Here is a 24180-nt window from a genome sequence, read left to right as displayed (position 1 = left end):
GTCCGGTGGCGATGGCAGAGAGGCCACACCTGTTCCCATGCCGAACACAGAAGTTAAGCTCTCTAGCGCCGATGGTAATTGGGGTCTTTCCCCTGTGAGAGTAGGACGCTGCCGGGCGAAATTAAATTAAAATATACTCATATTTTAATTTTTTTATCTCTACAGATTGTGGTAGAATACATGGTAACCATTAATGACATTTTTCAACATTCCAGCGTAGCTCAGTGGTAGAGCAATCGGCTGTTAACCGATCGGTCGCAGGTTCGAATCCTGCCGCTGGAGCCATTTTTATGCTTCCTTAGCTCAGTCGGTAGAGCGCAGCCATGGTAAGGCTGAGGTCACCGGTTCAAGCCCGGTAGGAAGCTTTGGAAAGTGTACAACCTTTTTAATCTACCATAGAAATGACTTCTTTGTTTGGCCCGTTGGTCAAGTGGTTAAGACACCGCCCTTTCACGGCGGTAACACGGGTTCGAATCCCGTACGGGTCACCACTTATACAATTGGAGGATTAGCTCAGCTGGGAGAGCACTTGCCTTACAAGCAAGGGGTCGGTGGTTCGAGCCCGCCATCCTCCACCATTTAATTAAATAATCGCCGGCCTAGCTCAATCTGGCAGAGCAACTGACTTGTAATCAGTAGGTTGGGGGTTCGAGTCCCTCGGCCGGCACCACCAATCATATGGAGGGGTAGCGAAGTGGCTAAACGCGGCGGACTGTAAATCCGCTCCCTCAGGGTTCGGGAGTTCGAATCTCTCCCCCTCCACCATTTTAAATGATTGGGCCATAGCCAAGCGGTAAGGCAACGGGTTTTGGTCTCGTGATGCCCAGGTTCGAATCCTGGTGGCCCAGCCATTTTTTTATTTTTAGGATAAGTTTTCACACATTCGTTTAGAATATGAACGTAATTAAATAAGTCATTAGCTCAGTTGTAGGTTTTGCGAGGAGCGTAGGCTTCGCCGAAATACTTGTAACGCGACGAGCATCTGAATTATTTTAATTCAACCATATTTCTTAGGAATAGATATCCTTGTTTTGAGCCATTAGCTCAGTTGGTAGAGCATCTGACTTTTAATCAGAGGGTCGGAGGTTCGAATCCTCCATGGCTCACCATTATACATAACTTAACTGAAGGGGCCTTAGCTCAGCTGGGAGAGCGCCTGCTTTGCACGCAGGAGGTCAGCGGTTCGATCCCGCTAGGCTCCACCATATCAGTTACCAAAGTTGTTCTCTGCTTAATCGGGGAGCAACTTTTTTTATTTAAAAAAGCTGTACTATCGAATGGTTTGTTTGCGAATAGAAAGTAACCTCTTAACAAGCTATGGGTATTATTGTTTTGAACTACTTAACATTTCTTGAATATCTATAAACACTAGGGTTGTAATCGCTTTCAATTTTGCATATTTATTCATGTTTTTGTCCAGTTGAACCATCCTAATCTTATGGATAAAATAAGTTCAGACAAAGAAGGGGGTACAACTAATGAATCGAAAACTAGGAATTGTTGGAGCTCCAGTAACCATAGCTCAACCAAATATGGGAGTTGATTTAGGCCCCAATTCTATGCGCCATGCTGGATTGATCGATCGCTTAAAAAATTTAAGTATAAAATTAGAAGATTATGGTGACATTGAGGTTCCAATGGATGGGACGTATAAAATAAATCCTAAAATAAATTTAAAAAACTTAGAAGAGGTAACACAAGCTAATGAATCTATAGCAAACAGCGTAAAAGATATAAAGAAAAAGGGTGAGTTTCCACTAATATTAGGTGGTGACCATAGTATAGCGATTGGTACAATTGCAGGATTGCATGAGTATTATCAAAATATGGGTGTAATTTGGTATGATGCTCATCCTGATTTAAACACGGGAGAAACCTCTCCATCAGGAAACATACATGGAATGTCCTTAGCAGCGAGCATTGGTATTGGTCATGAAAAACTTATCAACTTAAATGGATCTGCTCCTAAAGTTAAACCTGAAAACGTTGTCATCATTGGTGCTCGGTCAATTGATGAAGGTGAGAAAAAGATTATTCAAGAGCGTGGGATTCAAGTTTATACGATGCATGATATTGAAAAGCACGGTATGAATGAAGTCATACTAAAAGCAATTAATTACCTTCAAGAACGTACAGATGGTGTACACTTAAGCTTAGATGTGGATGGCATTGACCCTGCCTATACACCTGGGACAGGCACACCGGTAGAAGGTGGACCATCTTATCGAGAGACAAGATATGCTATGCAGTTGCTTCATGAATCAAGTCTATTAACGTCAGTTGAAGTCGTTGAAGTAAATCCATTATTAGATGACCAAAACAAAACTGCAGAAATAGCTGTGGACATGTTAACAACGCTTTTCGGTGAAAAATATTTATAATCACTTAAGGCCAGAACACCAATTTAGGTGTTTTGGCCTTAATTTTTTTATAATTATATTTTGAATTCAAATTTTATTTTTGTAAATTTCTAGTATAATGGAATGGTATTTAAGGTCATGCGAAGTTTTTTAATAAAAAGTGAAACCTAATAAGATATTAGACGTATTAAAGCATGACCCCAAAATTGTGGGGGACATTTTATGGATTTCAGGCTGAATCAACTAATTAAACAAGTAAAAAAGGGCAACCATGAAGCTTTTGGGGAGATTATAGACTACTATCAACATGGGGTTTACCAGCATTGTTATCGGATGCTAGGTAATCATCATGATGCTCAAGAAATAACTCAAGAGACGTTCGTAAGGGCTTATACGAGTATTCAATCTTTTAAGCATAAAAATAAATTTGCACCGTGGCTATACCGTATTGCTACAAACTTAACAATCGATTGGATGCGTAAGAAAAAGCCTCTTCACATTTTAGATCAACCTATTAGTGATGATTATAGTAGCACACATCTTGATCAAATCAATAGTGAAGGGCCTACACCTGAAGATTGTTTAGAAATACAAGAGTTAAATGATACGGTACAAGAAGCTTTATTAGAATTACCGATTAAATACCGATCTGTCATTGTTCTTAAATATGTCAGAGATTTGTCTTTACAAGAGATAGCTGAATCATTAGATTTACCGGTCGGGACCGTGAAAACCCATCTCCATAGAGGTAGAGAGGCTTTAAGAAAAAGTCTGGTTAAGACCATTAGGAGCTGATAAAGATGGCGTGTAACCAAATTTTCGAGGAAGAATTACATCGATTATTAAATTCAGAATTAACCCATGACGAGGAAAATTGTCTAAAACATCATTTGATGGAATGTAAAGAATGTCAAACCCATTACCAAGAACTAAAGAAGGTAGACCATCAACTTTTAGAGATAGAAGATGTTCAAATACCTAATGACCTTAAACAAAACATTCTAAATCAATTGCCTAAGGATTCTAAGACTAAAAAGTTTTCGAAATCTGTTAAAGAGCATCCGTTAATTTCAGCTGCGGTCGTTTTCTTTATTATGTTGTTTGCCTCGACACTTAGTAGTTTTCATTCAAATCAACAAATGTCCTTATCTAAACATGAAGATGTCATTACAGAAGGCGATCGGGTCATTATACCAAAGAGTGCTATAATTGAAGGCGATTTTATTGTTAGAAATGCAGAGGTTGTATTAGAAGGTAAAGTAAAAGGTAATTTAACTCTTGTGAATAGTCAAATTGTTGATAGCCATAATCACCATGATATGCAAGTCGCATCTTGGTCACATCATGTCGATGGTAAAGTTGTTGAAATCGATCAATACTTCGCCTGGATGTATCATAAAGTTGAACATGAATTCAAAAACTTCTTATCATTTGTTACCCCTTAACGTTTAGCAGGATTCTGCTAAACGTTTTATTTTTGCAAAGGAAGGCTAATCAATTTATGCTATAATTAAAATGGAATACAATGGAGAAAATGTGAAAAGAAATATAGACTTAAGGGTGTGTGGCATAGTGTGGGAAGATTTTGACCTTTTACGTATGCTAGGAAACGTACTGGACATTGCTGTCGTATGGTTCGTTATATATAAATTATTCTCATTAATACGAGGAACGAAGGCCGTTCAATTACTTAAAGGGATTTTTGTTGTACTAGTTATATGGTTTTTTAGTTCGATTTTAGGACTAAAAACAGTACAATGGTTAGTTCTTCAAGCAATTGATTGGGGTTTCCTCGCTGTGATTATATTGTTCCAGCCAGAAATTCGCCGTGCTTTAGAACAATTAGGCCGTGGTAGCTTCTTTTCGCGTCACTCTCACTCAGAGGAAAAAGCCATTAACGATTCCATTGAAGCGATTATTAGTTCATGTAAATATATGAGTAAACGTCGTATTGGGGCGTTAATTACAATTGAGCTTGAGACAGGTATGAGTGAATACGTTGAAACAGGAACGAACGTAAATGGAAAATTAACGAGTGAATTATTAACAAATATCTTTATGCCTAATGCTCCACTTCACGATGGAGCCGTTATTATCAAAGGTGATGAAATAGTTGCTGCTGCTTGTTATTTACCGCTAAGCGAAAGTCCATTTATTTCTAAGGAATTAGGGACGCGTCACCGCGCTGCAATGGGTGTAAGTGAAGTAACAGACGCATTAACCATTGTAGTATCTGAAGAAACAGGTATGATCTCAGCAACGAAAAATGGTGAGCTTCATAGAAAATTAGAAGAAGAAGATTTAAGAAAAATGTTAATGAAAGAACTACATGCAAGTCATGAGAGTAGCAAGACGTGGAACTGGAGGGGAATAACGAATGGATAAGTGGATTAAAAGCCCATGGTTCACGCGGATAGTCTCATTGTTTTTAGCACTATTACTTTATTCAACGGTTACGTTAGATGACAACACCTCTCAAACAGAAGAACCTTTCCTATTTCCTAATGGATCGACTGAAACGGAAACGATGGAGAATGTTCCATTACAGGTGGATTTAGAAGAAGAACGTTATGTGGTTCGTGGGGTTCCTGAAACTGTTGAAGTGACAGTTGAAGGTCCAGTAAGTGTGGTAACTCAAGCTGTTAGACAACGTAACTTTGATATTTTTATTAATTTAAATGGATTGGAACCAGGTACCCATGAAGTTGACGTACAACACGAAGGAATGTCGAGTCAATTAAGCGTATTCATTCAACCACAGACAGTTGAAGTAACCATTGAAGAACGTTCAAGCGTTACTCTACCAGTAGAAATCGAATTCGTCGGGAGAAACGGTACCGAGCTATCAGAGGTCTTCGCTTCTCCACCCACGATAGGACCTTCAGAAGTAGAAATAACAGGCCCGAAATCTGAAATTGATCGAATTGGAATTGTAAAGGCGATTGTAGATTTTAACGACATAACAGAGGATGGGAATTCACGGAACATACCCGTCAAAGTATATGATCCACAAGGAAATGAGTTGAATGTGTTTATCAGTCCATCAACTGTTAACGTAGAGGCGGACGTTTCAATATCAGACAAGCGTTTACCAATATCAACTGAGACAACAGGTGAATTAAGTGAGGATTTAGTGTTAGAAGATATAAACGTTACACCTGCTACGGCTACGATGTATGGACCCGAGGATACTTTAAATGGTATTGACCAAATCGATCCAATTGTGATAGATTTATCTGAAATTAGAGAAACTACAACGATTGAACATGAACTGGATGTGCCTTCAGGGATCAGAAAAGTCGAACCTGAAACCATTTCAGTTGATGTAGAAGTCGCAGAAGCTGAAGAGCGTGAATTAACAGATCTGGAGATTCAAGTTGATAACTTGATGGAAGGTAAAGATATTACATTTATTGACCCTGAAGAACGTGAAATAGATGTTACATTTATAGGAAAAGAAGAAGACCTAGAAGAGTTAAGTGAAGAAGATATCCGTGTCTGGATTGATGTATCAGAAACCATTGAAGGTGAAGTTTATAAATCAATTGAAATTGATGCACCAGATGGTATTAGATGGAGAACTGATACCGAACAGGTACGTGTCCGTATACAGTAAATAGACAAGAATAGAATGTGTGAGAAAAAGGAGCGAAAAGATATGGGTAAATATTTCGGTACAGATGGTGTCCGTGGCATTGCAAACCAAGAATTAACACCAGAATTAGCGTTTAAACTTGGCCGTTGTGGCGGTTATGTTTTAACAAAAGACTCAGAAGAAAAGCCAAGAATATTAGTTGGTAGAGACACTCGTATATCTGGAGAAATGTTAGAGGGTGCATTAATCGCGGGTATTCTTTCAGTTGGTGTTGAAGTCATGCGTCTTGGGGTTATTTCAACACCAGGTGTCGCATACTTAACTAAAGCATCTGGTGCTCAAGCAGGTGTGATGATTTCAGCTTCACATAACCCAGTTGAAGATAACGGAATTAAGTTTTTCGGCTCTGACGGATTTAAATTATTAGACGCTCAGGAAGATGAAATTGAAGCACTATTAGACTCAGAAGACGAATTACCACGCCCTGTCGGTGGAGAGATTGGCCAAGTCATGGATTACTATGAAGGTGGCCAGAAATACTTACAACACTTAAAACAAACCATAGACCAGGACTTTGATGGTGTCAAAATCGTCTTAGACTGTGCTCATGGAGCGACATCGCCACTTGCTTCTCACTTATTTGCGGATTTAGAAGCGGATATTATGGCAATCGGTTCTTCACCAGACGGTTTGAATATTAATGATGGTTATGGTTCTACCAATCCTGATAAATTACGCGAGACTGTCATTGAACAAGGTGCGGATCTTGGGTTAGCTTTTGATGGAGATGGGGATCGCTTAATTGCGGTTGATGAAAAAGGTAATATCGTAGATGGCGATAAAATTATGTTTATATGTGGTAGCTACTATAAGAAGCAAGGTCGATTAAAGAAGGATACTGTTGTAACCACGATTATGAGTAATATTGGGTTGTACCGTGCTTTTGATGAATTAGAGATTTCTACGGTTAAAACGAAAGTCGGTGACCGTTATGTGATGGAAGAAATGCGTAAAAATGGGTATAACTTAGGTGGAGAGCAATCAGGCCATATCATTTTCTTAGATCATAACACGACTGGAGATGGAATGTTATCCGCTCTACAATTAGTTAATGTGATGCAAGAGACAGGAAAATCTTTATCAGAGCTTGCGGGAGATATGACGAAGTTCCCACAGGAGCTTAAAAATGTTCGTGTGACTGACAAGAGTGCCGTAACGGACAATGAAAAAGTCAAAGATGAAATTGACCGAGTGGAAGCAGAGCTAGGTGATAAAGGTCGAGTACTCGTCCGTCCGTCAGGTACAGAACCTGTTGTGCGTGTTATGGTTGAGGCTCCGACAAAAGAAGATTGTGAGAAATATGTTAATCAAGTCGTTGAAGTAATCGAAGAAACACTCGGCATGTAATATCATAAAATATGTATGAGGCATAGGGTTATAATGCCCTATGCCAATTTTAATCATAACAGGCTATTTGTTAATAAAATGTAATTGACCAGGATTAGACAAATCAAGTAAAATATTAATTGTCCTGTTTGAAATGGACGCCATTCAAGAATGGAAAGGAGCGTAGAAGGTCATAATAATTTAAAGCGCCAGGACTATTTCTATGAACGGTATTATTAGAAATAGTTGACGAGGAGAAGGTTTCATCGAATGATCGGCGGGTGCCTTCCAGCTGCTAGTCATCTCAGCTGAATGTTTTAGTTGAAAACATAGAGGCAACTCTATGCACAACCAACTTAAACAAGATGACACTAAATATAGAATACGAGAAAGGGGCAAGCGAATGCCCCTGAATACAACAGGAATTTGTTTGCCTCTTTCACGTTTAGGAGGTAACACAACATGTGTGGAATTGTTGGATATATTGGTCATGAAGACGCAAAGGAAATTCTTTTAAAAGGACTAGAAAAGTTAGAGTACCGTGGATATGATTCAGCGGGGATTGCGGTACGTTCAGAAAACGATCTAAACGTATTTAAAGTAAAAGGACGTATTGCCACATTGCGTGAAGCGGTTGATGAGAACGTTCAAGCTACAACAGGAATCGGTCATACACGTTGGGCGACTCATGGTGAGCCAAGCGAGACGAATGCTCACCCTCACCAAAGTTCTACTGAAAGATTCACTTTAGTTCACAATGGGGTTATTGAAAACTACCAAGAACTTAAAAGTGAATATCTTGAAGGTGTGAACTTTGTAAGTGAAACAGACACTGAGGTCATCGTACAGTTAATTGAAAAGTTTGCCCAAGAATTAGGTAACACGCTTGAAGCATTCCGCAAGACGGTTAGCTTATTACACGGTTCTTATGCGTTAGCTGTATTAGACTCAGAAAAGCCTGAGGAAGTATATGTGGCTAAAAATAAAAGCCCGTTACTAGTTGGCTTAGGCGATAACTTTAACGTTGTAGCAAGTGATTCTATGGCGATGCTACAAGTCACAGATCAGTTCGTGGAATTAATGGATGAAGAAGTGGTCATTGTTAAACAAAACAGTGTGGAACTTCAAAAGTTAGATGGGACACCTGTTGAACGTGAGCCATTTACAGCTGAAATCGATGCGAGCGACATCGAAAAAGGCACTTATCCTCATTTCATGTTAAAAGAAATTGACGAACAGCCTTTTGTTATGCGTAAAATCATCCAAAAATACCAGGATGACAATGATGATATTAAACTCGATGAAGATATTCGCCAAGCGATGAGAGAATGTGACCGTGTATATATTATTGCAGCTGGCACAAGCTATCACGCTGGATTAATCGGAAAAGAATTTTTAGAGAAGATTGCGGAAGTACCAACAGAAGTACACGTAGCAAGTGAATTCTCATATAACTTCCCACTATTATCTGAAAAACCACTATTCGTGTTCATTTCACAAAGTGGTGAAACAGCAGACCTACGTTCAGTATTAGTGGAAACCAATAAATTAGGACACCCAGCACTAACAATTACAAACGTGCCGGGATCAACCCTTTCTCGTGAAGCAGACTATACGTTACACTTACATGCAGGGCCAGAAATTGCCGTTGCATCAACGAAAGCCTATACCGCACAAATGGCCGTATTAGCGATTCTTGCAGTTGATACAGCACGTGCCAAAGGCTTAACTTTAGGCTTCGATCCAATGAAAGAACTAGGGATCGTCTCAAGCGCAATGGAAGCTTTATGCGATCAAAAAGACGTATTCGAGCAAATCGCTCGCGACTATCTGTCAACCACTCGCAATTGTTTCTTCATCGGACGTGGCTTAGACTACTACGTTGGATTAGAAGGTGCGTTAAAACTTAAAGAGATCTCTTATATTCAAGCTGAAGGATTTGCTGGAGGAGAGCTTAAGCACGGTACGATTGCATTAATCGAAGACGGTACACCAGTGATTGCTCTTGCAACACAAGAGCACGTGAATAGCTCAATTCGAAGCAATGTACAAGAGGTTGTGACACGCGGAGCTAATGACTGTATCATTAGTTTAGAAGGACTCGATCGTGAAGGCGATGCATTTGTCATCCCGAACGTTCACTCACTTCTAACACCGTTAGTGTCGGTATTACCGTTACAGCTAATCTCATACTACGCAGCCCTACATCGTGACTGTGACGTCGACAAACCGAGGAATTTGGCTAAGTCGGTGACGGTGGAGTAATTTAAAAACTTAAAATAGCTGATGTTATCTCCCTGTAACTCACTCCTTCCCCACGTAACTTTGTTCTTCCCTGATGGAACTTAGTTGGTATCGGAGTAGAAAAAAGAGGGTGGAGAGAAGAACGGAAGCACACAATGTTCCAATGCTTTTTCAATCAAATATCAATCGGTTTTTCAATCAAATATCAATCAGAATTCGGGGCGGGTCCAGTAGGATTTCGTCCCTTTTTCTTTTTCCCAATACGGGAGAAAGTCCTCCAATCCCTGCCAATCGTGGTTTCTGGCAGTGTCCAATCCCTTTCCAGTTGTTATCCTAACTGTATCAATCCGAAGGATTTCCATTCACTTTTCGTGTCTTTTTCAATAGCTTTTCCAATAAGTTTTATCACTTTTTCCAGTCTTTTCTCTTAATTCTTCCTTCTATTCCGGGAAGAACTTAGTTATAATGGCGGAATATTCTATACAAGCCAGAACAGAAAAAAGAGGGAGAAATCGGGTGTTTTGGGGAAGAACTAAGTTCCATTGCCATAAGGGAGAAAAGAGGGGATAACTGTTGGGGGGGAAGGGATTGAAGGGGATTTAGGCGGATACCAACTAAGTTACAGATACATATAGTAGAGGGAAGAAAAGAAATGAATCAAGATGAAGGCAGAATTGCTAAGGTCGAATTACTGCAAATGAGATTTGGCATAGAGCCTAATTGAAATTGTAATATATTTTTTAGAAGTAGTAGCTATGAAATGAAGGAAGTCCAGTCAGTTGATATGTTTCTTCAAACGAATCACATCTAAGCGGTAACTTGGTTGGAGAGAGAATTGTAGATCAATAATAAACTCTTAGCAACCATAATAAACTCTTGCTACTCCCAACACCAATTCCGTAGTAATAAACATTTGCTTATTTCAATATAGATCCAATAATTTCTCGGGTTTTCCTCATCAGGAGCCCGAGTTTTTTATGTCTATTCCAATAGCTTTTCAATACAGTTATGTTCCTAAATCCTTGTCATTACTGGGTTTATCCAATATCCAATTCAATAATAAATCCACATATTAATTAGGTGACCTTTAATAATTCTACTCATATAAATCCCCTCCTACTCCTATAATCGAATGAACGGGTAAACAGGGGGTGTACTTATTAAAAATTTATATTAAATTAACGTAACTATACAAAAGGATCTTATGAGAGAGGAGTTCTCTAAACTTTCTAGTCCCTTCATTATTCTTCGATTGTTAATTTAATCTCTTGGTATAGCTCTAAGTTAATCTCCAGGTGTTCTTTTAACTTTGTTCTTGTATACTAATGATAGGAGAATAGGAAAATGGAGTTTGTGAATAAATGTACTTAAACTAACGGGGCAAAGAGTTGAAGAAGGAAGTTCAATTTACTGGGGGGATATTATTGACAATTACTAAGAATAACGGTTTCAAATTTCTCGATTTTCTTGTAGTGAAAGAAACTGAAGTATATGATTATCACCGACTGGCAGGTTCTTATTCAGTAATAAAATGTAATAATAAATATCTTATATGTTATAACACATTGAGAAAGCAATGGGAATTGCCAGCAGGACAAAGGGAGGAGAATGAAACACCAAAGGCTTGTGCTATAAGAGAACTTTACGAAGAAACTGGTCAGAACGTTTCGGATTTAGAATTTAAGGGTCTGTTAAAAGTAAAAAACGTAACCAAGAATGAAATTAAGTATAATCCTGTTTATTTTACTACTCTTGAAAAACTGCAACCATTTCAGAAAAATAATGAAACGTCGGCAATAAACCTATGGGACTTAAAGCAACAGATTGGTTACATAGATGAAGTAGATATTAAGATATTTGATTATATAAAATAAAATTTGATTTTCTTATTGAGTTAACGGGTGCTTTTCTTAAAGAAGGAGAAGTACCTTCTTTGTTGAAGTTATTTAACTAAAGGGGTAGAATTAGTTTAACAAGAATCTCGTGAAGGTTATAATAAAATTGAAAGTTATAGAATTGTGGGGGAAAATCATTGATAAAAGGATTATATGAAGCACATTTACCAGTAAGTGATTTAAATCGTTCAATAGAGTTTTATACTGACCTAGGACTTGAACTTGATCATACCGTTGAGAATAGGTTGGCATTTTTATGGATTGAAAAAGATAAGAGTTGGTTGGGTTTATGGAAAAGCGATAGAGTAGAACTTGAATACCATCCATCTATAAGACATATAGCTTTTCAAGTTTCATTACAAGGACTAAAGGAATCGGTAACTTGGTTAAAGAACAAAGGATATAAACCTAGAGAGGCTTTTGGATTTAAGCCAGTGGAACCTTTTGTTATGCCTCACGAAGATTATGCACACGCTAAAATTCATTTTAATGATCCTGATGGTAATAGTTTAGAATTTATTTGTAAAATAGATAATCCCAAAAACATAACAGATCGTATGTATTTAAGTGAGTGGGAAGAAATAAATAAATAATAAATTATTTCATCTTCAACTAAAGGGTGCGTTAATGAAAGATGAAATAAGATTAACTAACTGCATTAAATTTATACAAATTAAGGCTGGATCTATATGATTCAGTCTTTTCTTGTTCGTCTTATTGTTGAGGCGACAAAAAGGGAGGAGCATCTCCCTCCTCCTGTTCTAATTCAGATCTATCCCGAAATTTTATTCAATAGAGAACATTGGTGATTCACCCAAATTCAACCAAATAAGTATCAATTTGAATAGGATCGTAAATCCCTCTTTCTATGAAGTACCCTAAAATATTGTCAAAGACAGAATTTTCTTCTGCTAATGTAAGTCCGGCTCTTCTAAGCAATTCATTAGTTTCTTCAATATTTAATCGTAATGCAATTGCAAGGCAAAGAAGTTTTTGTTTTGATGGGTTTATTTTGTTTTTTATAACTTTATTTTTATAAAATCGGTCAATACCAAACTTTTCAAGGTCAACAGAAAAGCTCTTATTCCGTTCATTTAAAAGCGACTCCACATACTCTCCGAGTGTATAAGTGTTTTTCACCCTTTTGATCCTTTGTTTTAAAGCTCCAAAGATACCTTTACCATAATAAGTATCCACAGGCGGTGATGATGGACTATATACCGTAGTTGAGTCATTAGCAAGGAACTGTCTTTTTAGGGCTGTAGCTGCTTTATTTAGACCATTGTCTCTAATGTATAATTTTAATTCAGCTATAGTCTGTTGGTCTAATGTTTTGTTCATGAAATTCCTCCCAAAATTCTAAATGTGACTTGGAACGTCACCTTTTAATTCAATTGCCTATATATAATAGAATCATAAACAAAAGAAATAGGAGGAATCGAAATGAGTACACAGATGGAAGTAAACAAATTAGATAATGGTTATGGAAGTGCAATTAAAGTAATAGAAGCAGGACATGCATTTATATGTAGGGTGGCTAATTGGAGTCTAATCTTCGTCAAAATGAATCAGGTTGGAACAGGCTTTAAAGTGGTTTACTATGATCCATTGAATATGGATTATTATGACCAAAACATAAATAAATCGACATTTCATGCGGTATATGAAGAGATGTATAAACCTGTGGTCAGTGAGTACTTTGAGATTATAGGTGCTGGTAATATTGAAACGGTTGATGATATTGAGAGAATCGTGGCTGCTTTACCTGTTACAGATATAGGAGCTGATCATGATAAGATAAGGAGATTTATTGATACGAAAAAGTTGCGTTTTCCAACAAGAAAAGCAAGTTTTGTACTATTTCCAAAGGTTACAAAAGAAGATTCAAAGAAGAAACAAAAGTGTAGCAGCGATAGTAATTGATTCGTTAGGTGATTTTATAAAACAGTATGATAAATATGGAGAAAATGAAATTACTATGGAGGTCCAAGAGGTTAATGCAAAAGTGATGGAAATGGACTTAGTGGAGTACATTAAGAAAGTCTTAGAAAGTAATGGATTTATATCAGAAAAGATAGGATTTAACTTTGGGGATGGACATTGGGTGACTGTATATGTAAAAGAATAGATAAATAAATCATTTATGCACTTAAAAGGATTTGCATTAGCATCTTCCAAGCGTATTAAACACCAATTCAGGCTGGATTCCATGGCGAGTCCAGTTCTTTTTTATACCAATATCCCTCTATTTCCTTAGAAATTTCGACCCATAGGATTCAGATTCATATAGTACATATCCAACGTATCGCTATTCCCTATTCAGTAGTTTCCTAACTGTAAAAGCATTTAAAGTTATGCTACAATACTTCATTTTTATCCTATGTTTTTAAGGGGAAAAAGTAGTTATCGAAAGAGAAAACACCTCGAAACGCTCGACCAGCTACCTATTGACTACTATCTAGATAAAAAAATATCGAAAATTCCTTATCCTTTGACTATAGGAAAAGGTATATAGGAAGAGGTCTTTGGGCATAATAATTAAGTTTGTATAAAAGTATTTATCCTGGCAATACTCTGTATTACAAATACTTGTAAAAGGAGTATGAATAAAGGATATATGACTATTAAATGGACACGGACATTGGTTGAAAGCAAAATGGGCGATGGCGATGGGTACAAACTTATGGAAATTATTAGGGGTAAGAAGGCTACTCATTTTATAATTAACTGTCCAAACGAAATACACCCTCCACAAGAAATTAGTACAAGAACTTTCTCTAGGAGAATAGAAAAAGGGGAAAAGTTATGTGATATATGTACTGGTAGAAAACATCACAATTTCAATAAGATCATGCCGAAGGAAAAGCTATATAAGTTGTATGTGGTAAAAAATATGAGTAGTGCAAAAATTGCCGAATCATTAGGAAAGGAAGTAACCAGGCAACATATTAATTATCTATTAAGAAAGTACGGTATCCCAAGAAAGCAGAAACATCAAAATAGAAAGAGACCACTTCAAGAAAAAATTTCAAAGGATGACCTTTATTATCTTTATATAATAGAGCAAAAGAGCCAAGCAGAAATAGCAAAAGAATACAATGTTAACTCTAGGAGTATTAGTTATTTAATGAGTATTTATGGAATTAAATCAAGAGGTAAAACAGAGGCCAATAATTGATTTTCGGGCTTTTTATCGGGCATTTGAACTGGCTTATTCTTTATCTTATTCTGGCTCTTCTCTCTGGCATTTAAGACCTTCGGTCTTTCGTTACAGATTTAAGGAGGAAGGATGTTTGGCGGTGCAAAAGGGGGGAGAAAGGCATGAGTAAAAGCATGAAAAATTCCTATCCTTTCTTCTTAACCCTTATCTCTATTTTGTAAAACTAGGGGAGAAACAGATAGCCTTGATTTTCTATACATAAATCCAAATTTCATAGGAAAAGGCTTTGGAAAGAAATTGTGGAATTACGTCATTCAAACAGCGCGGGAATTAGGAATAAAGAGCTTCACTATTGATAGTGACCCTAATGCGAAAGGCTTTTATGAAAAAATGGGCGCGAAAAAAATTAGTGAAAACCCGTCTACTGTTTTTGAGGGTCGTATGCTGCCATTTATGAGGTTTACTATTGAAGATTAAGTTTATTTGTTCTTGAACTGCAATTAAATAAGCATAAATGTGAAATTGCACTAAAAATAAAGAAGTATTCACATATAATTTAGGACTTAGAAAAATTCTAAGTCCCTTTAACATTCTAAACCTCTTGTTGAGCTAGAAATCTCAAATATAACAAGTCATTTAAAATAGCTACCAATTTTTCCAACGTCCTTCTGGATCAACATTAGCAAGTCGAACCCATCCATTTTGAACTTTTTCTCGAAATACAGAATCCTCTTTTAGTAATCGTTCTACATATTCGTTAGGGGCTTGGATGACAATCAGCAATCGAAGAGGAGAATGATAGGCTTCGTCATCTGATTTCATGACGGATTGCCAAGGTAATCCAGCTAATAAGTCACTCCCATTCCCCTGCATCACACCGATACCCGAAGTAACGGTTTGAGTAGCTTTATTTCCACTTCCATAATAATGAGGTGCTACCGTGGAAGCATAATATTGCAGGTTAATCCATTGGGATACGGTGCCTGGGCCTGCCATGATGTTAGCTAAGAGATCTCCGTTTTCATCCTGTTTCCAATCATAATTATGAAGGAAGGCTCTACCTTCCAAGTCACATTCCTTAGTTAGCTCACGTTGTCCGATAATAAAAGCAGCATTACGAGCTAACCCCCATTCGGGACGTACTTCACTCCAATCTGTCGCAAATCGGTGTGCCTCAGCAGTCGGTTTATTAAGTTTCCGTTTAAAATTAGGTAATTGGGACAGACGCTCGGCATTTGCATGTTCGCTCACTTTCGGCATAATAGCTTGGATACGATCAAATGCCTCTTTTGCTGCTTCGGAAAGTTCGGGAATATAAATCCATTCTAATTCGTCTACTGTTGTTTTATGCTCAGCTGCTACGAAAACAGTGTCTTCAGGGATTTCAATTCCTTCAGATGAAAGCTCTTCTCTTACCTCTGGAAGGTTACATAAAGTAGCTAACACCTTAGCGTTAAATCCACCAGCCGCTCCACCACAGGCACCACATTCGAGAGCAGAAGCATAAGGGTTGTTTGTGCTCTGACTGCCATGGCCGCAAATTACGACTAGTGGTGCAAAATTAGCTGTTAGCCCCATCAACTTTAATGCTTGGTTCACATATTTCACTTTTTCTTCTTTAGAAAAACCAACCGGTAATTCTTCTTCAGTGTTATGAACATGATCAAGTGATAGTTTTGTATTAGGTTTACGTAACCATGACTCACGAAGCTTATGAATGAAAGGGTCTGCACTTCTTGGTGTAAAGCTACGTGCTACCATTTGTAGAGTAAGCCACGGTCCACTGAGTTCAGGTAAAAGTAGACTCGAAAGTACATTCTGCTTCATATTTTTAAATGTATTACTTAAAGAGTTAACGATTTTCTTACGTTGTTGATAGGAATTAAATGCATTTTCCTCTGCCAACTCTTTAATTTTGTTTTGAGGCTTGAGTATAACAGGTAAGGAAGAATGACTGTGTTTATTCCCGAGTTCACAAGTTGCTATAGGTAAGCCAAAGAAACCGGCGATTCCTATTGTTTCAAATGGACCTTCTTTTTCAAGTTGACGACGAAAAGGTTCTGAACGTACATCAATACAGAATGCTAATTGAGCTAATGTCGATTTTTTATCGTTGGTCTGAGACTGTTTAAAGTTGATCTTTTGGATCAATCGATTGGTATAAGTGAGTTCCCAAGCTTCAAGCCAAATTTTTCGGCGAACTATATCGTCAAATTGATAGGCTAAAGTTAAATATTCGTTTTGTTCAGAAACGGACATATTGGACCATTCCTCAATTGAAAGACCTCCCCAATGGACCCAAGATGCTAAAAGGTGGCCAATCGACACTTTATTTTCAGGAATTGGTTTAGAAATCGGTAAGTAAGGTTTCATAAGAGCATATTCCATAGAAACTCGTACTGCTAAATACTCAGTTAAAAGTTTCTGTTCATGGTTCGATTGTTGTGAGCGCCAAAGCATCATTCCTGCCCATCCAGGTAAGGAAAGTAAATGGCCTTCTAGATAACTTTGTAGTTGTGATTCAGGTATTTCTAATGCATATAGCGCTTTTTTTAATGCAGATTTAGCGTCTTGTGGAAAATCTTTTAAACTGTCACGTTGTTTTTTACTCAGTGCTGGATCATACTGAGTGAGACGTTTCCATGCACGATAGAAGCCGTCCTCACGGTTTGGCATTTTCCAACCTGCTTGGGAATCATCAAGATATAATTTACACCACTTGATGACATGGTAATCGAGAATATCGAGTAATCTTTCACTATCTTGACCTTTTATATGCGAACTTATCGGCTGCATAGAGCCATGATCGATATTATTTGTATTTAGTTCACTAAATTCCTCTGCCAATTTCTCTAACTCATGTGATGATAACAGGTTAGAAGGTAAGGAATCTAATTTTAATGCAGAATGGCAAAAATGTTCTACTTTATCCTGAGAGATATTAAAGGATTGTGAGTCAAGCCAACGCTGTAGGCTTTCTTTCACAAAGGATTCATCTATTTCACCTTTACGCTTTGCCGAAAGGATCATAGAAACACTTGGGTATATATCAACATCACGAGTATGTTTTAACCAACCCGCAACTTGGTCAAAAGATTGCTTTTCAAGTCCCATCCACGGATTACGTGCTGCGAATGTAGAAATTGGCCAAAGAGGTGCAATCACTTGTCTAGCTGATTCAATGATTACGTCAAAATCACTATTTTGAAAGCCAATATTTGTATCCTCCTTTGTTGCGTTTTCATTTTTTAATACGGATGTTACGCTCATCACTTATTACCTCCTTGTTCCAAATTTTGTATAAAGTAGTTAGGATGGGGGTCTACTGCCCTTGGTTTTGCTTCACCTAACTTTAATAACCAAAGATAAAGAACAGTGAAGGAAATTGAAGAACGATTACGAGCAACCCAAGGACCTATAGCACTACCAAATACTAAAAGACTGACGACAATCAATACAATTGACATTGGAGGCTGAGCACTTTCATAAAAGATGGTGTCTAACCAGTTATAAAAAAGGTGACTAATGATGAAATAAACGCCTGCAACACTTCCTAATATGAATAAACCAGCAATTCTACCAATTTTACCTTCTCCAAAAGCAATAAGCTGTGTCCAAGAGAGGGACAACGACCAACCTAAGATGATCGCACTAATCAACTGATACCCCTCTCCAGGAGCCATGAGCCAAAAAGCAACCCCTACTATTAAACCTAAAGCCCGGCCTGCCAGGATCCATAAGTAGGATAGATTTTCATTAACACGATTCGATGCTTCAAAACGACGGACTGCTGAACCAGCTTGTAAAAACAGGGTAGCTTTGAATAAACCGTGTAAAATAAGATGAATAATGGCGGCTATATACGCACCTAATGCACACTGAATGAGCATAAATCCCATCTGTCCAATCGTGGATCCGACTAACTGACGTTTATAGTCAACCTGGACTAAACTAATTCCTGATCCAATCAATACAGAAATACTGGAAAGAATAAGCAATGCAATCGATGCAATATCTCCATTAAAGAGAGGCGAAAATCGAGTAAGCATGATCCCGCCTACATTGACTAACCCAGCGTGCATAATAGCAGAAACCGGAGTCGGAGCAACAACAGACTCAATTAACCACCTTTGGAAAGGAAATTGGGCTGCAGGAATGATTACGGCTAATACAATTAATAAATTAATTCCTGTACTTTCCCAACCTTGGATTTGGGCTAAATTTTCATTTGTTAATGCTAATGATAATTGCCATTGGCCTGTAACTTGAAAAAGCCAAATTACTGCAATTAATAAGGATAGCCAACTTACTGCGAGTAAACGACCAGTCACCTTGGCTGCTTCACTAGCGACTTTCCACTGATTGTTTATTTTTATAAGGAAAGTTAAACCAATGAGAGTTGCTCCCCAGAATGTCACTATCAAGCGAAGATCACTACTTAACCATGCCACTGAAGCAACACATGTCGTGAATGTAAAAAACAAAAAATACTTTCGATAAGAGCGATCTCCCATTAGAAAGCGTACAGAAAATCGTTGAATGATTAATCCAATTGAAAGAACAAAGAAAGCCATTAACCAAGCTAAAGAATCCAAGTGCCAAGGTCCAATATGATCATTAATACCATTAATAGTCGTATTAGCAAAAGCTAATAGGGAAACCAACGGCGGTAAAGTCACGATCCCAATATGAAGGCGAACAAAACTCAAGGGTACTCGTGGGTGTAAATACAATAGTCCACTTAGCCCAGAAGCTATAAGCATAATAAAAAATAATGTTAACAATGATAACGAACTGAGTGAAACTAACATCAAGTATTCTCCCCTCAAAGTAATATAAATATTTCATTAAATATCTTTATAAAAAGTCATACATATTATTTGTCCATTACATGCTTAAGTGAATTGGAATATTTTTACAATAAAAAACCGACAACTTCAAAACTTCAATGATGATTTAAAATCATTGAACTTTGGAAATTGTCGGTTTCACTTCAACTAACTTTCAGTAAGTTTTTTGAAGAGCTCCCTTTATATAGGTCAAATCAATTTTATTTGATTTTTTTATGTAAGTCAAAGAAAAATAAGTTTATGTCAATTTTACCATTTAAACTTTTTTAGGTTAATTTTTTTTGTAAATCACTTGATAATTTAAATACAATTAGACGTTCGCCGTTTTTTGTACTAATATCTGTGTGAAATGTTGTCACTTCTTCACCCGTTAGTTCCTTTATTAATTGACTGAGATCTTGTCGACCTGATTCAACTAAACTGGAACGGGTATTTTTGATAGAGATAGCCCCATCAGTTGTTTTACAGACTCTATATTCAGCGGGGGTTAAAATACCTTGTAATGTAACAATAATCATATCTCTTAGAATATCAGTTTTGACGGAGACTGGTCCGCGCCCGAGGAAGTCTTTTTCCCATTGTGTTAACTTCTGGCTTATTTCGGCCTCTAATGACCCTTTTGTTTTTTTGGAAAGGTCCATAAGTATTATTCTCCTCCTAAACAAAACAAAGATATACTTTACCCTTTATCAAAATAGGATAGATAAAGTATACCCGACAAATCATAATCTTAACCTAAAACATCTAAAGGGACTTTTTTATCAAGTTACCTTATAAAATAACTGGACACTAAAGTCCTTAATGTGAAAAGGTTAATATTAATAATCTTTCGAATGTCTTATTTAATTGTAAATTGAAAAAATATTAACGTCAATATACTTCTAGAATTTAGATGATTTTCCCTCTTTTCTTTGCATCTGCATCCAATCCTGTTCCTATCGCTATACCGATGCTCATTCCAATAGGCATCCCGAGTGCAACATTGTCAAAAAGGAGCAAACCTATTGGGATTCCCAAACTTATCCCAACAGACATAAAGATTGTCATATAATAATTTTCAGAGGTTAAATGGTGTGTTTTTTGTAAATGCGAGGTCACCTGGTTTGTTTTTGTATTGTGATTTTTATAATCTTCTTTGGTGAATTGATGAACTTGAGATGAAATATTTTCAAAATGATTCTCCAACTCAACCAAATACTTCTGGCATTCTTCACAATTGGTAGAAAATGAGTCTAACCTTTTGATGATTCGTATGTATTTGTCCAATTCAAGTTTAGTGACTGTTTTTTCGTCTACGTCATGCTTCATCTCTTCTATATTTTTGATTAATTCTTCTACACGTTCGGGATTCACGGTCTAGCCTCCTAAATGTCCATTATAAGTTGAGAATCTATACTTAGAGTATACCCTAGCGAAATAGAAAGTAGATTGAATAACTTTTCTCTTATATTAACATAGTTACGATTAGTAAATAAGAAGAGCATCATGCTTAAAACCTTATGAAACTTAAATGGTAGTTATAACGTAAGAATAATATAATTTACTAATAGTTAGGCAGGTTATAAAAATGGATGATAGATTGCAACGAATCGTGGATGAAATTTATGAGAAATTTGGATTAACATCATACGTATTGAAGCGTCATCATTTAGATCGACAAGTGGATTGTTTTCAAAATACTTATTACACATTAACAACAGAATGGTTTCCGTTTGGTGTAGAAGAACCAGAAGATGGTTCTAATCCAACTGGTACGGCTGTCATTGAAGTAAATATTCATACGAAACGAGTGTGTTCAGCCGTTTTTGTTCAAGAAACAACTTATGCTGATGGTGTGCAGTTTCCAGATCAAAGGTTGGATACGATTGTATCTTGGATAGAAGATGAAACGGGCCTTACATATGGTGAACAATTTTGTTTGGAAAAAGAAGAGCCTGGTAATTATTTATTTTATTCGTGTTGGCAAGGGATTATAACATCTCCAGTCGGTTCAATAAAGGTTAAGCTTAACTCTGATAACTGTTTGTTGTTTTTTCCATCATTGAGCCTTTTCCTTTAAAGGAATTAATCGAAAGAGATACTTTTATGTTGGAAATAGACCAATTAGAGGAGACAATTTATAAACAATGTCTGTTGCTCGATTACCCAGATATGAATCATGAGACTATTACACCTATTTACGGTTTTGAAGAGGTCTATATTACGAATAAAGGTAAGGAAACTGTATCAATCATACAGGCTCATCCAGCTAGTGTGGTAATAGACTATATCGTAACTTGGGATACGTTAAGTCCATTTTCGTATCGAGAAGAGGAGTTACTTGTAAAACAGGACATTACAGTTGAAGAAGCTTGGAGTAAAGAACCGAGTCCAGATACAAAACCAATCACAGAAGAAGAGAAGCTAGAGGCTATAAAACTAACACGTCAATTTTTAAGTAATTTATATAATGAAGATTCAGGTCGATGGTCTTTGAAAACATTGCACCGTGAAAATGGTTTTATCTTAGCGACTTTAAATCTTGTTAACGATCCATTTCAACTAGGTATACCTAGGAAGTTGGTCATATTTATTAACGCAGAACAACAAAAGGTGATAAATTATATAGATAATAAGTTTTTTCAAGATGTGTTTGCTTCGTACGAGCGTATAGGAAATGTGAAACTCAGTCAAGAAGAAGCTTATAACCTGTTAAAACCTTATATAACCCTCACGCCACGTTACGTTTATCAATCGAACTTGAAGAAGTATGTACTCTGTGGAAAGTTAGACTGTGACATTGGCATTAATGCAACTAATGGAAAAATACAATACTTTGATTAAATAACAGGGATGGAGGATTCACATGGAATGGGGTATTATTCTATTTCTATTAAGCATGTTTTTTACCATGTTTTTAAGAGTCATGCACTTAGAAAGTAAAGTGACAGCACTCGCAAATCAACAGAAGCGTATTGAACAACAAGTCGATTTACCTGAACATCCTGTTTATGAGGATATTCGTGTTAAAATTCGAGAGGGTAAAGAGGCTAAAGCGGTGAAATTAGCACGAAAGACATTTGGATTATCGTTAATAGAAGGAAAACAACTTATCGATGAGTTGAGAAATGAAGCCCTAAATCAGGGGACATCCTCATCGAAATAATCCAGATGTTCCACATTATTTCTGCTACAGCTGTTGCAAATTGTACGTGGCATGCTGTGATGGCTAGAATACCATAATAAATAACCACCTCAAGAATCACTTTCGATTCATGATGTGGTTTTGTGTTCATGACGAATTAATTTATTTTCTTGTGATTCATAAGCTCCATAATCATTTGACCTACCATGTGATTATCATGGAGACCGTGGAATAGTTCAGATTGTGGGCCATAAGCGTAAATATTTACATCGACGCCATCATGGCCACCGGTTGTCCAGCCAGTGCCTGATCTTTTATTGAATATTTCTTCAATCGCGTTATCGATTTCAGTTTCATCCTCTGTTTCAGCTGCTTCTTGTACGGATTGGACTTCATCTGAGTTTAAGTCAAAATCAATATATTCGTTTAATACTTGATCTACGTCTTGTCCTTCAACTATTTTTTCAGCCATGAAGTCAGGGGTGCGTTTAGCTGCTGAGATAGGAGTAGGGTCGAATTGATATTCGCCATCAATTCCTAAAGTTAATCCACCCGTGGAGTGATCGGCGGTTGTGACTACAAGAGTATGTGGATCTTCTTTGGCATATTCAATAGCTACTTCAAAAGCTTTTTCAAAGTCTCTCATCTCGCTCATCGCTGCGACGATATCATTATCATGTCCTGCCCAATCAATCTGACTGCCTTCAACCATGAGGAAGAATCCGTCTTTATTCTGACTTAGCCGCTCAAGAGCTGCATTGGTCATTTCTTCTAAGGAAGGTTGATTTTCAGGACGATCAATGGCATAGTCTAATCCAACAGGAGCGAATAATCCGAGTACTTGGTTATTTTGATCGCTTAAAAGTTCTTCTTTAGTGGTGACATAACTATAGCCATCTTGTTTAAATTCTCCTGCTAAGTTTCGGTCATCTCGTTCGAAATAATCTGTACCGCCACCTAATAAGACATCGATTTTGTGTTCACCATTGATCATTTCATCAAAATAATCGTCTGCGATCTCATTATAGTTGTGTCGGGATTCATCATGAGCTCCAAAAGAAGCTGGTGTTGCATGGTTGATTTGTGATGTGGACACAAGCCCAGTAGATTTTCCTTGTTCTTTGGCTATTTCAAGAGCTGTTGGAACTTCATGAGTCTCCATATCCACTGCAATAGCACCATTATATGTTTTAATACCAGAAGATAATGATGTCGCTGCAGCGGCTGAATCAGTGATGCTTTCTTCTTTGTCCCATGAATAAGTTTTTTGCATTCCAACAAAGTAATCATCGAATGCTGTATTTTCCATGTAAGGTGTGGATGGGTCATCTTTTAAATAACGATAAGCTGTATTATAAGCAGGCCCCATGCCATCACCAATTAAAAAGATGATATTTTTAATCTTAGATTGTCGGTTTTCGCCACGATCCGCTGTTACATTATCATTTGTTAAAGAGAAGCTAGAATAAATCGTTCCTACCAAGGCTCCTATTACGACTACCGTGAATATTTTTTTGAGAAACGTTCTTTTAAACAAACTATTTCCTCCCTTAGAGATTGATCATG

21 protein-coding genes, 9 tRNA genes, 1 rRNA gene and 1 pseudogene are annotated in these 24180 nt (G+C 37.1%); 26 read left to right on the top strand and 6 right to left on the bottom strand.

Annotated elements, in window-relative coordinates:
- The first annotated feature begins 1 nt into the window (after nt 1).
- The 19 genes from rrf to BMY57_RS07225 all read left to right on the top strand — a co-directional run bounded on the left by rrf (nt 2) and on the right by BMY57_RS07225 (nt 12073).
- Nucleotides 2–117, top strand: a 5S ribosomal RNA gene (rrf, locus tag BMY57_RS07315).
- Between the two features lie 93 nt (nt 118–210).
- Nucleotides 211–285 (top strand) — tRNA-Asn (locus tag BMY57_RS07310).
- 7 nt (nt 286–292) lie between these two features.
- A tRNA-Thr gene (locus tag BMY57_RS07305) sits at nt 293–365 on the top strand.
- 51 nt (nt 366–416) lie between these two features.
- Nucleotides 417–491 (top strand) — tRNA-Glu (locus BMY57_RS07300).
- Nucleotides 492–502: 11 nt separating this feature from the next.
- Nucleotides 503–578: transfer RNA gene (locus tag BMY57_RS07295), tRNA-Val, on the top strand.
- A 15-nt stretch (nt 579–593) separates the two neighbouring features.
- Nucleotides 594–670, top strand: a tRNA-Thr gene (locus BMY57_RS07290).
- 10 nt (nt 671–680) lie between these two features.
- A tRNA-Tyr gene (locus BMY57_RS07285) sits at nt 681–765 on the top strand.
- A gap of 11 nt (nt 766–776) precedes the next feature.
- Nucleotides 777–851, top strand: a tRNA-Gln gene (locus BMY57_RS07280).
- Between the two features lie 182 nt (nt 852–1033).
- Nucleotides 1034–1109 (top strand) — tRNA-Lys (locus tag BMY57_RS07275).
- A gap of 20 nt (nt 1110–1129) precedes the next feature.
- Nucleotides 1130–1205 (top strand) — tRNA-Ala (locus tag BMY57_RS07270).
- 273 nt (nt 1206–1478) lie between these two features.
- The gene (gene rocF / locus BMY57_RS07265; RefSeq protein WP_091773362.1) at nt 1479–2381 is read left to right on the top strand and encodes an arginase; all 903 of its coding nucleotides are present in this window, start codon (nt 1479–1481) and stop codon (nt 2379–2381) included.
- Between the two features lie 201 nt (nt 2382–2582).
- Complete coding sequence (sigW, locus tag BMY57_RS07260) at nt 2583–3155, top strand: RNA polymerase sigma factor SigW (RefSeq protein WP_091773361.1); 573 nt, start codon at nt 2583–2585, stop codon at nt 3153–3155.
- A gap of 5 nt (nt 3156–3160) precedes the next feature.
- Complete coding sequence (locus BMY57_RS07255) at nt 3161–3805, top strand: anti-sigma factor (protein ID WP_091773360.1); 645 nt, start codon at nt 3161–3163, stop codon at nt 3803–3805.
- A 124-nt stretch (nt 3806–3929) separates the two neighbouring features.
- The gene (gene cdaA, locus BMY57_RS07250; protein ID WP_091773368.1) at nt 3930–4745 is read left to right on the top strand and encodes a diadenylate cyclase CdaA; all 816 of its coding nucleotides are present in this window, start codon (nt 3930–3932) and stop codon (nt 4743–4745) included.
- Nucleotides 4738–5976, top strand: coding sequence for a CdaR family protein (locus BMY57_RS07245; protein WP_091773359.1), 1239 nt, complete (start codon nt 4738–4740; stop codon nt 5974–5976). The genes cdaA and BMY57_RS07245 overlap by 8 nt, the downstream gene beginning before the upstream one ends.
- A gap of 42 nt (nt 5977–6018) precedes the next feature.
- Nucleotides 6019–7362 (top strand): phosphoglucosamine mutase, encoded by a 1344-nt coding sequence (gene glmM / locus BMY57_RS07240; RefSeq protein WP_091773358.1) that lies wholly within the window; start codon nt 6019–6021, stop codon nt 7360–7362.
- A gap of 441 nt (nt 7363–7803) precedes the next feature.
- Entirely contained in the window at nt 7804–9606 is a 1803-nt protein-coding gene (glmS, locus tag BMY57_RS07235) for a glutamine--fructose-6-phosphate transaminase (isomerizing) (protein ID WP_091773357.1), read from the top strand.
- Nucleotides 9607–10973: 1367 nt separating this feature from the next.
- The gene (locus BMY57_RS07230) at nt 10974–11459 is read left to right on the top strand and encodes an NUDIX domain-containing protein (RefSeq protein ID WP_256205267.1); all 486 of its coding nucleotides are present in this window, start codon (nt 10974–10976) and stop codon (nt 11457–11459) included.
- A gap of 158 nt (nt 11460–11617) precedes the next feature.
- On the top strand, nt 11618–12073 hold the full coding sequence (locus BMY57_RS07225; protein ID WP_091773355.1) for a VOC family protein: 456 nt from the start codon (nt 11618–11620) through the stop codon (nt 12071–12073).
- Between the two features lie 217 nt (nt 12074–12290).
- Here the strand turns inward: BMY57_RS07225 and BMY57_RS07220 are convergent, their stop codons facing one another.
- A complete protein-coding gene (locus tag BMY57_RS07220; protein WP_091773354.1) occupies nt 12291–12821 on the bottom strand; it encodes a hypothetical protein in 531 nt (176 codons plus the stop codon).
- Between the two features lie 102 nt (nt 12822–12923).
- On the opposite strand from BMY57_RS07220, the gene BMY57_RS07215 reads away from it, so the two are divergent.
- From BMY57_RS07215 to BMY57_RS07205, 4 genes and pseudogenes are all read left to right on the top strand, one after another.
- Nucleotides 12924–13403: a hypothetical protein gene (locus BMY57_RS07215; RefSeq protein WP_077318178.1), complete on the top strand. Its 480-nt coding sequence runs from the start codon at nt 12924–12926 to the stop codon at nt 13401–13403.
- A gap of 55 nt (nt 13404–13458) precedes the next feature.
- On the top strand, nt 13459–13608 hold the full coding sequence (locus tag BMY57_RS16055) for a hypothetical protein (protein ID WP_177176346.1): 150 nt from the start codon (nt 13459–13461) through the stop codon (nt 13606–13608).
- A gap of 474 nt (nt 13609–14082) precedes the next feature.
- Nucleotides 14083–14658 (top strand): hypothetical protein, encoded by a 576-nt coding sequence (locus BMY57_RS07210; RefSeq protein ID WP_091773353.1) that lies wholly within the window; start codon nt 14083–14085, stop codon nt 14656–14658.
- A 222-nt stretch (nt 14659–14880) separates the two neighbouring features.
- Nucleotides 14881–15117: pseudogene (locus BMY57_RS07205) on the top strand (GNAT family N-acetyltransferase); the annotation flags it as partial.
- A gap of 168 nt (nt 15118–15285) precedes the next feature.
- Here BMY57_RS07205 and BMY57_RS07200 read toward each other — a convergent pair.
- The 4 genes from BMY57_RS07200 to BMY57_RS16270 form a co-directional block, all read right to left on the bottom strand.
- A complete protein-coding gene (locus tag BMY57_RS07200) occupies nt 15286–17910 on the bottom strand; it encodes a DUF2309 domain-containing protein (RefSeq protein WP_091773351.1) in 2625 nt (874 codons plus the stop codon).
- Nucleotides 17910–19451, bottom strand: coding sequence for an NADH dehydrogenase subunit 5 (locus BMY57_RS07195; protein ID WP_091773350.1), 1542 nt, complete (start codon nt 19449–19451; stop codon nt 17910–17912). Before BMY57_RS07195 ends, BMY57_RS07200 begins: the two co-directional genes overlap by 1 nt.
- 305 nt (nt 19452–19756) lie before the next feature.
- Nucleotides 19757–20131 (bottom strand): Na-translocating system protein MpsC family protein, encoded by a 375-nt coding sequence (locus tag BMY57_RS07190; RefSeq protein ID WP_091773349.1) that lies wholly within the window; start codon nt 20129–20131, stop codon nt 19757–19759.
- A gap of 247 nt (nt 20132–20378) precedes the next feature.
- A complete protein-coding gene (locus tag BMY57_RS16270; protein ID WP_256205266.1) occupies nt 20379–20843 on the bottom strand; it encodes a hypothetical protein in 465 nt (154 codons plus the stop codon).
- Between the two features lie 214 nt (nt 20844–21057).
- On the opposite strand from BMY57_RS16270, the gene BMY57_RS07180 reads away from it, so the two are divergent.
- The 3 genes from BMY57_RS07180 to BMY57_RS07170 are packed head-to-tail and all read left to right on the top strand — an operon-like array spanning nt 21058 to nt 22635.
- Complete coding sequence (locus BMY57_RS07180; protein ID WP_091773348.1) at nt 21058–21549, top strand: hypothetical protein; 492 nt, start codon at nt 21058–21060, stop codon at nt 21547–21549.
- 26 nt (nt 21550–21575) lie between these two features.
- The gene (locus tag BMY57_RS07175; protein ID WP_091773347.1) at nt 21576–22313 is read left to right on the top strand and encodes a hypothetical protein; all 738 of its coding nucleotides are present in this window, start codon (nt 21576–21578) and stop codon (nt 22311–22313) included.
- A gap of 22 nt (nt 22314–22335) precedes the next feature.
- Nucleotides 22336–22635 carry a hypothetical protein gene (locus BMY57_RS07170; RefSeq protein ID WP_091773346.1) on the top strand — a complete coding sequence of 100 codons (300 nt, stop codon included), beginning with the start codon at nt 22336–22338 and terminating at the stop codon, nt 22633–22635.
- A gap of 136 nt (nt 22636–22771) precedes the next feature.
- On the opposite strand, the gene BMY57_RS07165 is transcribed toward BMY57_RS07170, so the two are convergent.
- The gene (locus BMY57_RS07165) at nt 22772–24151 is read right to left on the bottom strand and encodes an alkaline phosphatase (protein ID WP_091773345.1); all 1380 of its coding nucleotides are present in this window, start codon (nt 24149–24151) and stop codon (nt 22772–22774) included.
- Between the last annotated feature and the right edge of the window lie 29 nt (nt 24152–24180).

It is taken from the genome of Piscibacillus halophilus, assembly GCF_900110685.1.
Taxonomy (GTDB): domain Bacteria; phylum Bacillota; class Bacilli; order Bacillales; family Alkalibacillaceae; genus Piscibacillus; species Piscibacillus halophilus.
Note: the sequence above shows the minus strand (reverse complement) of the source record. Positions and strands in the feature narration are given on the sequence as shown.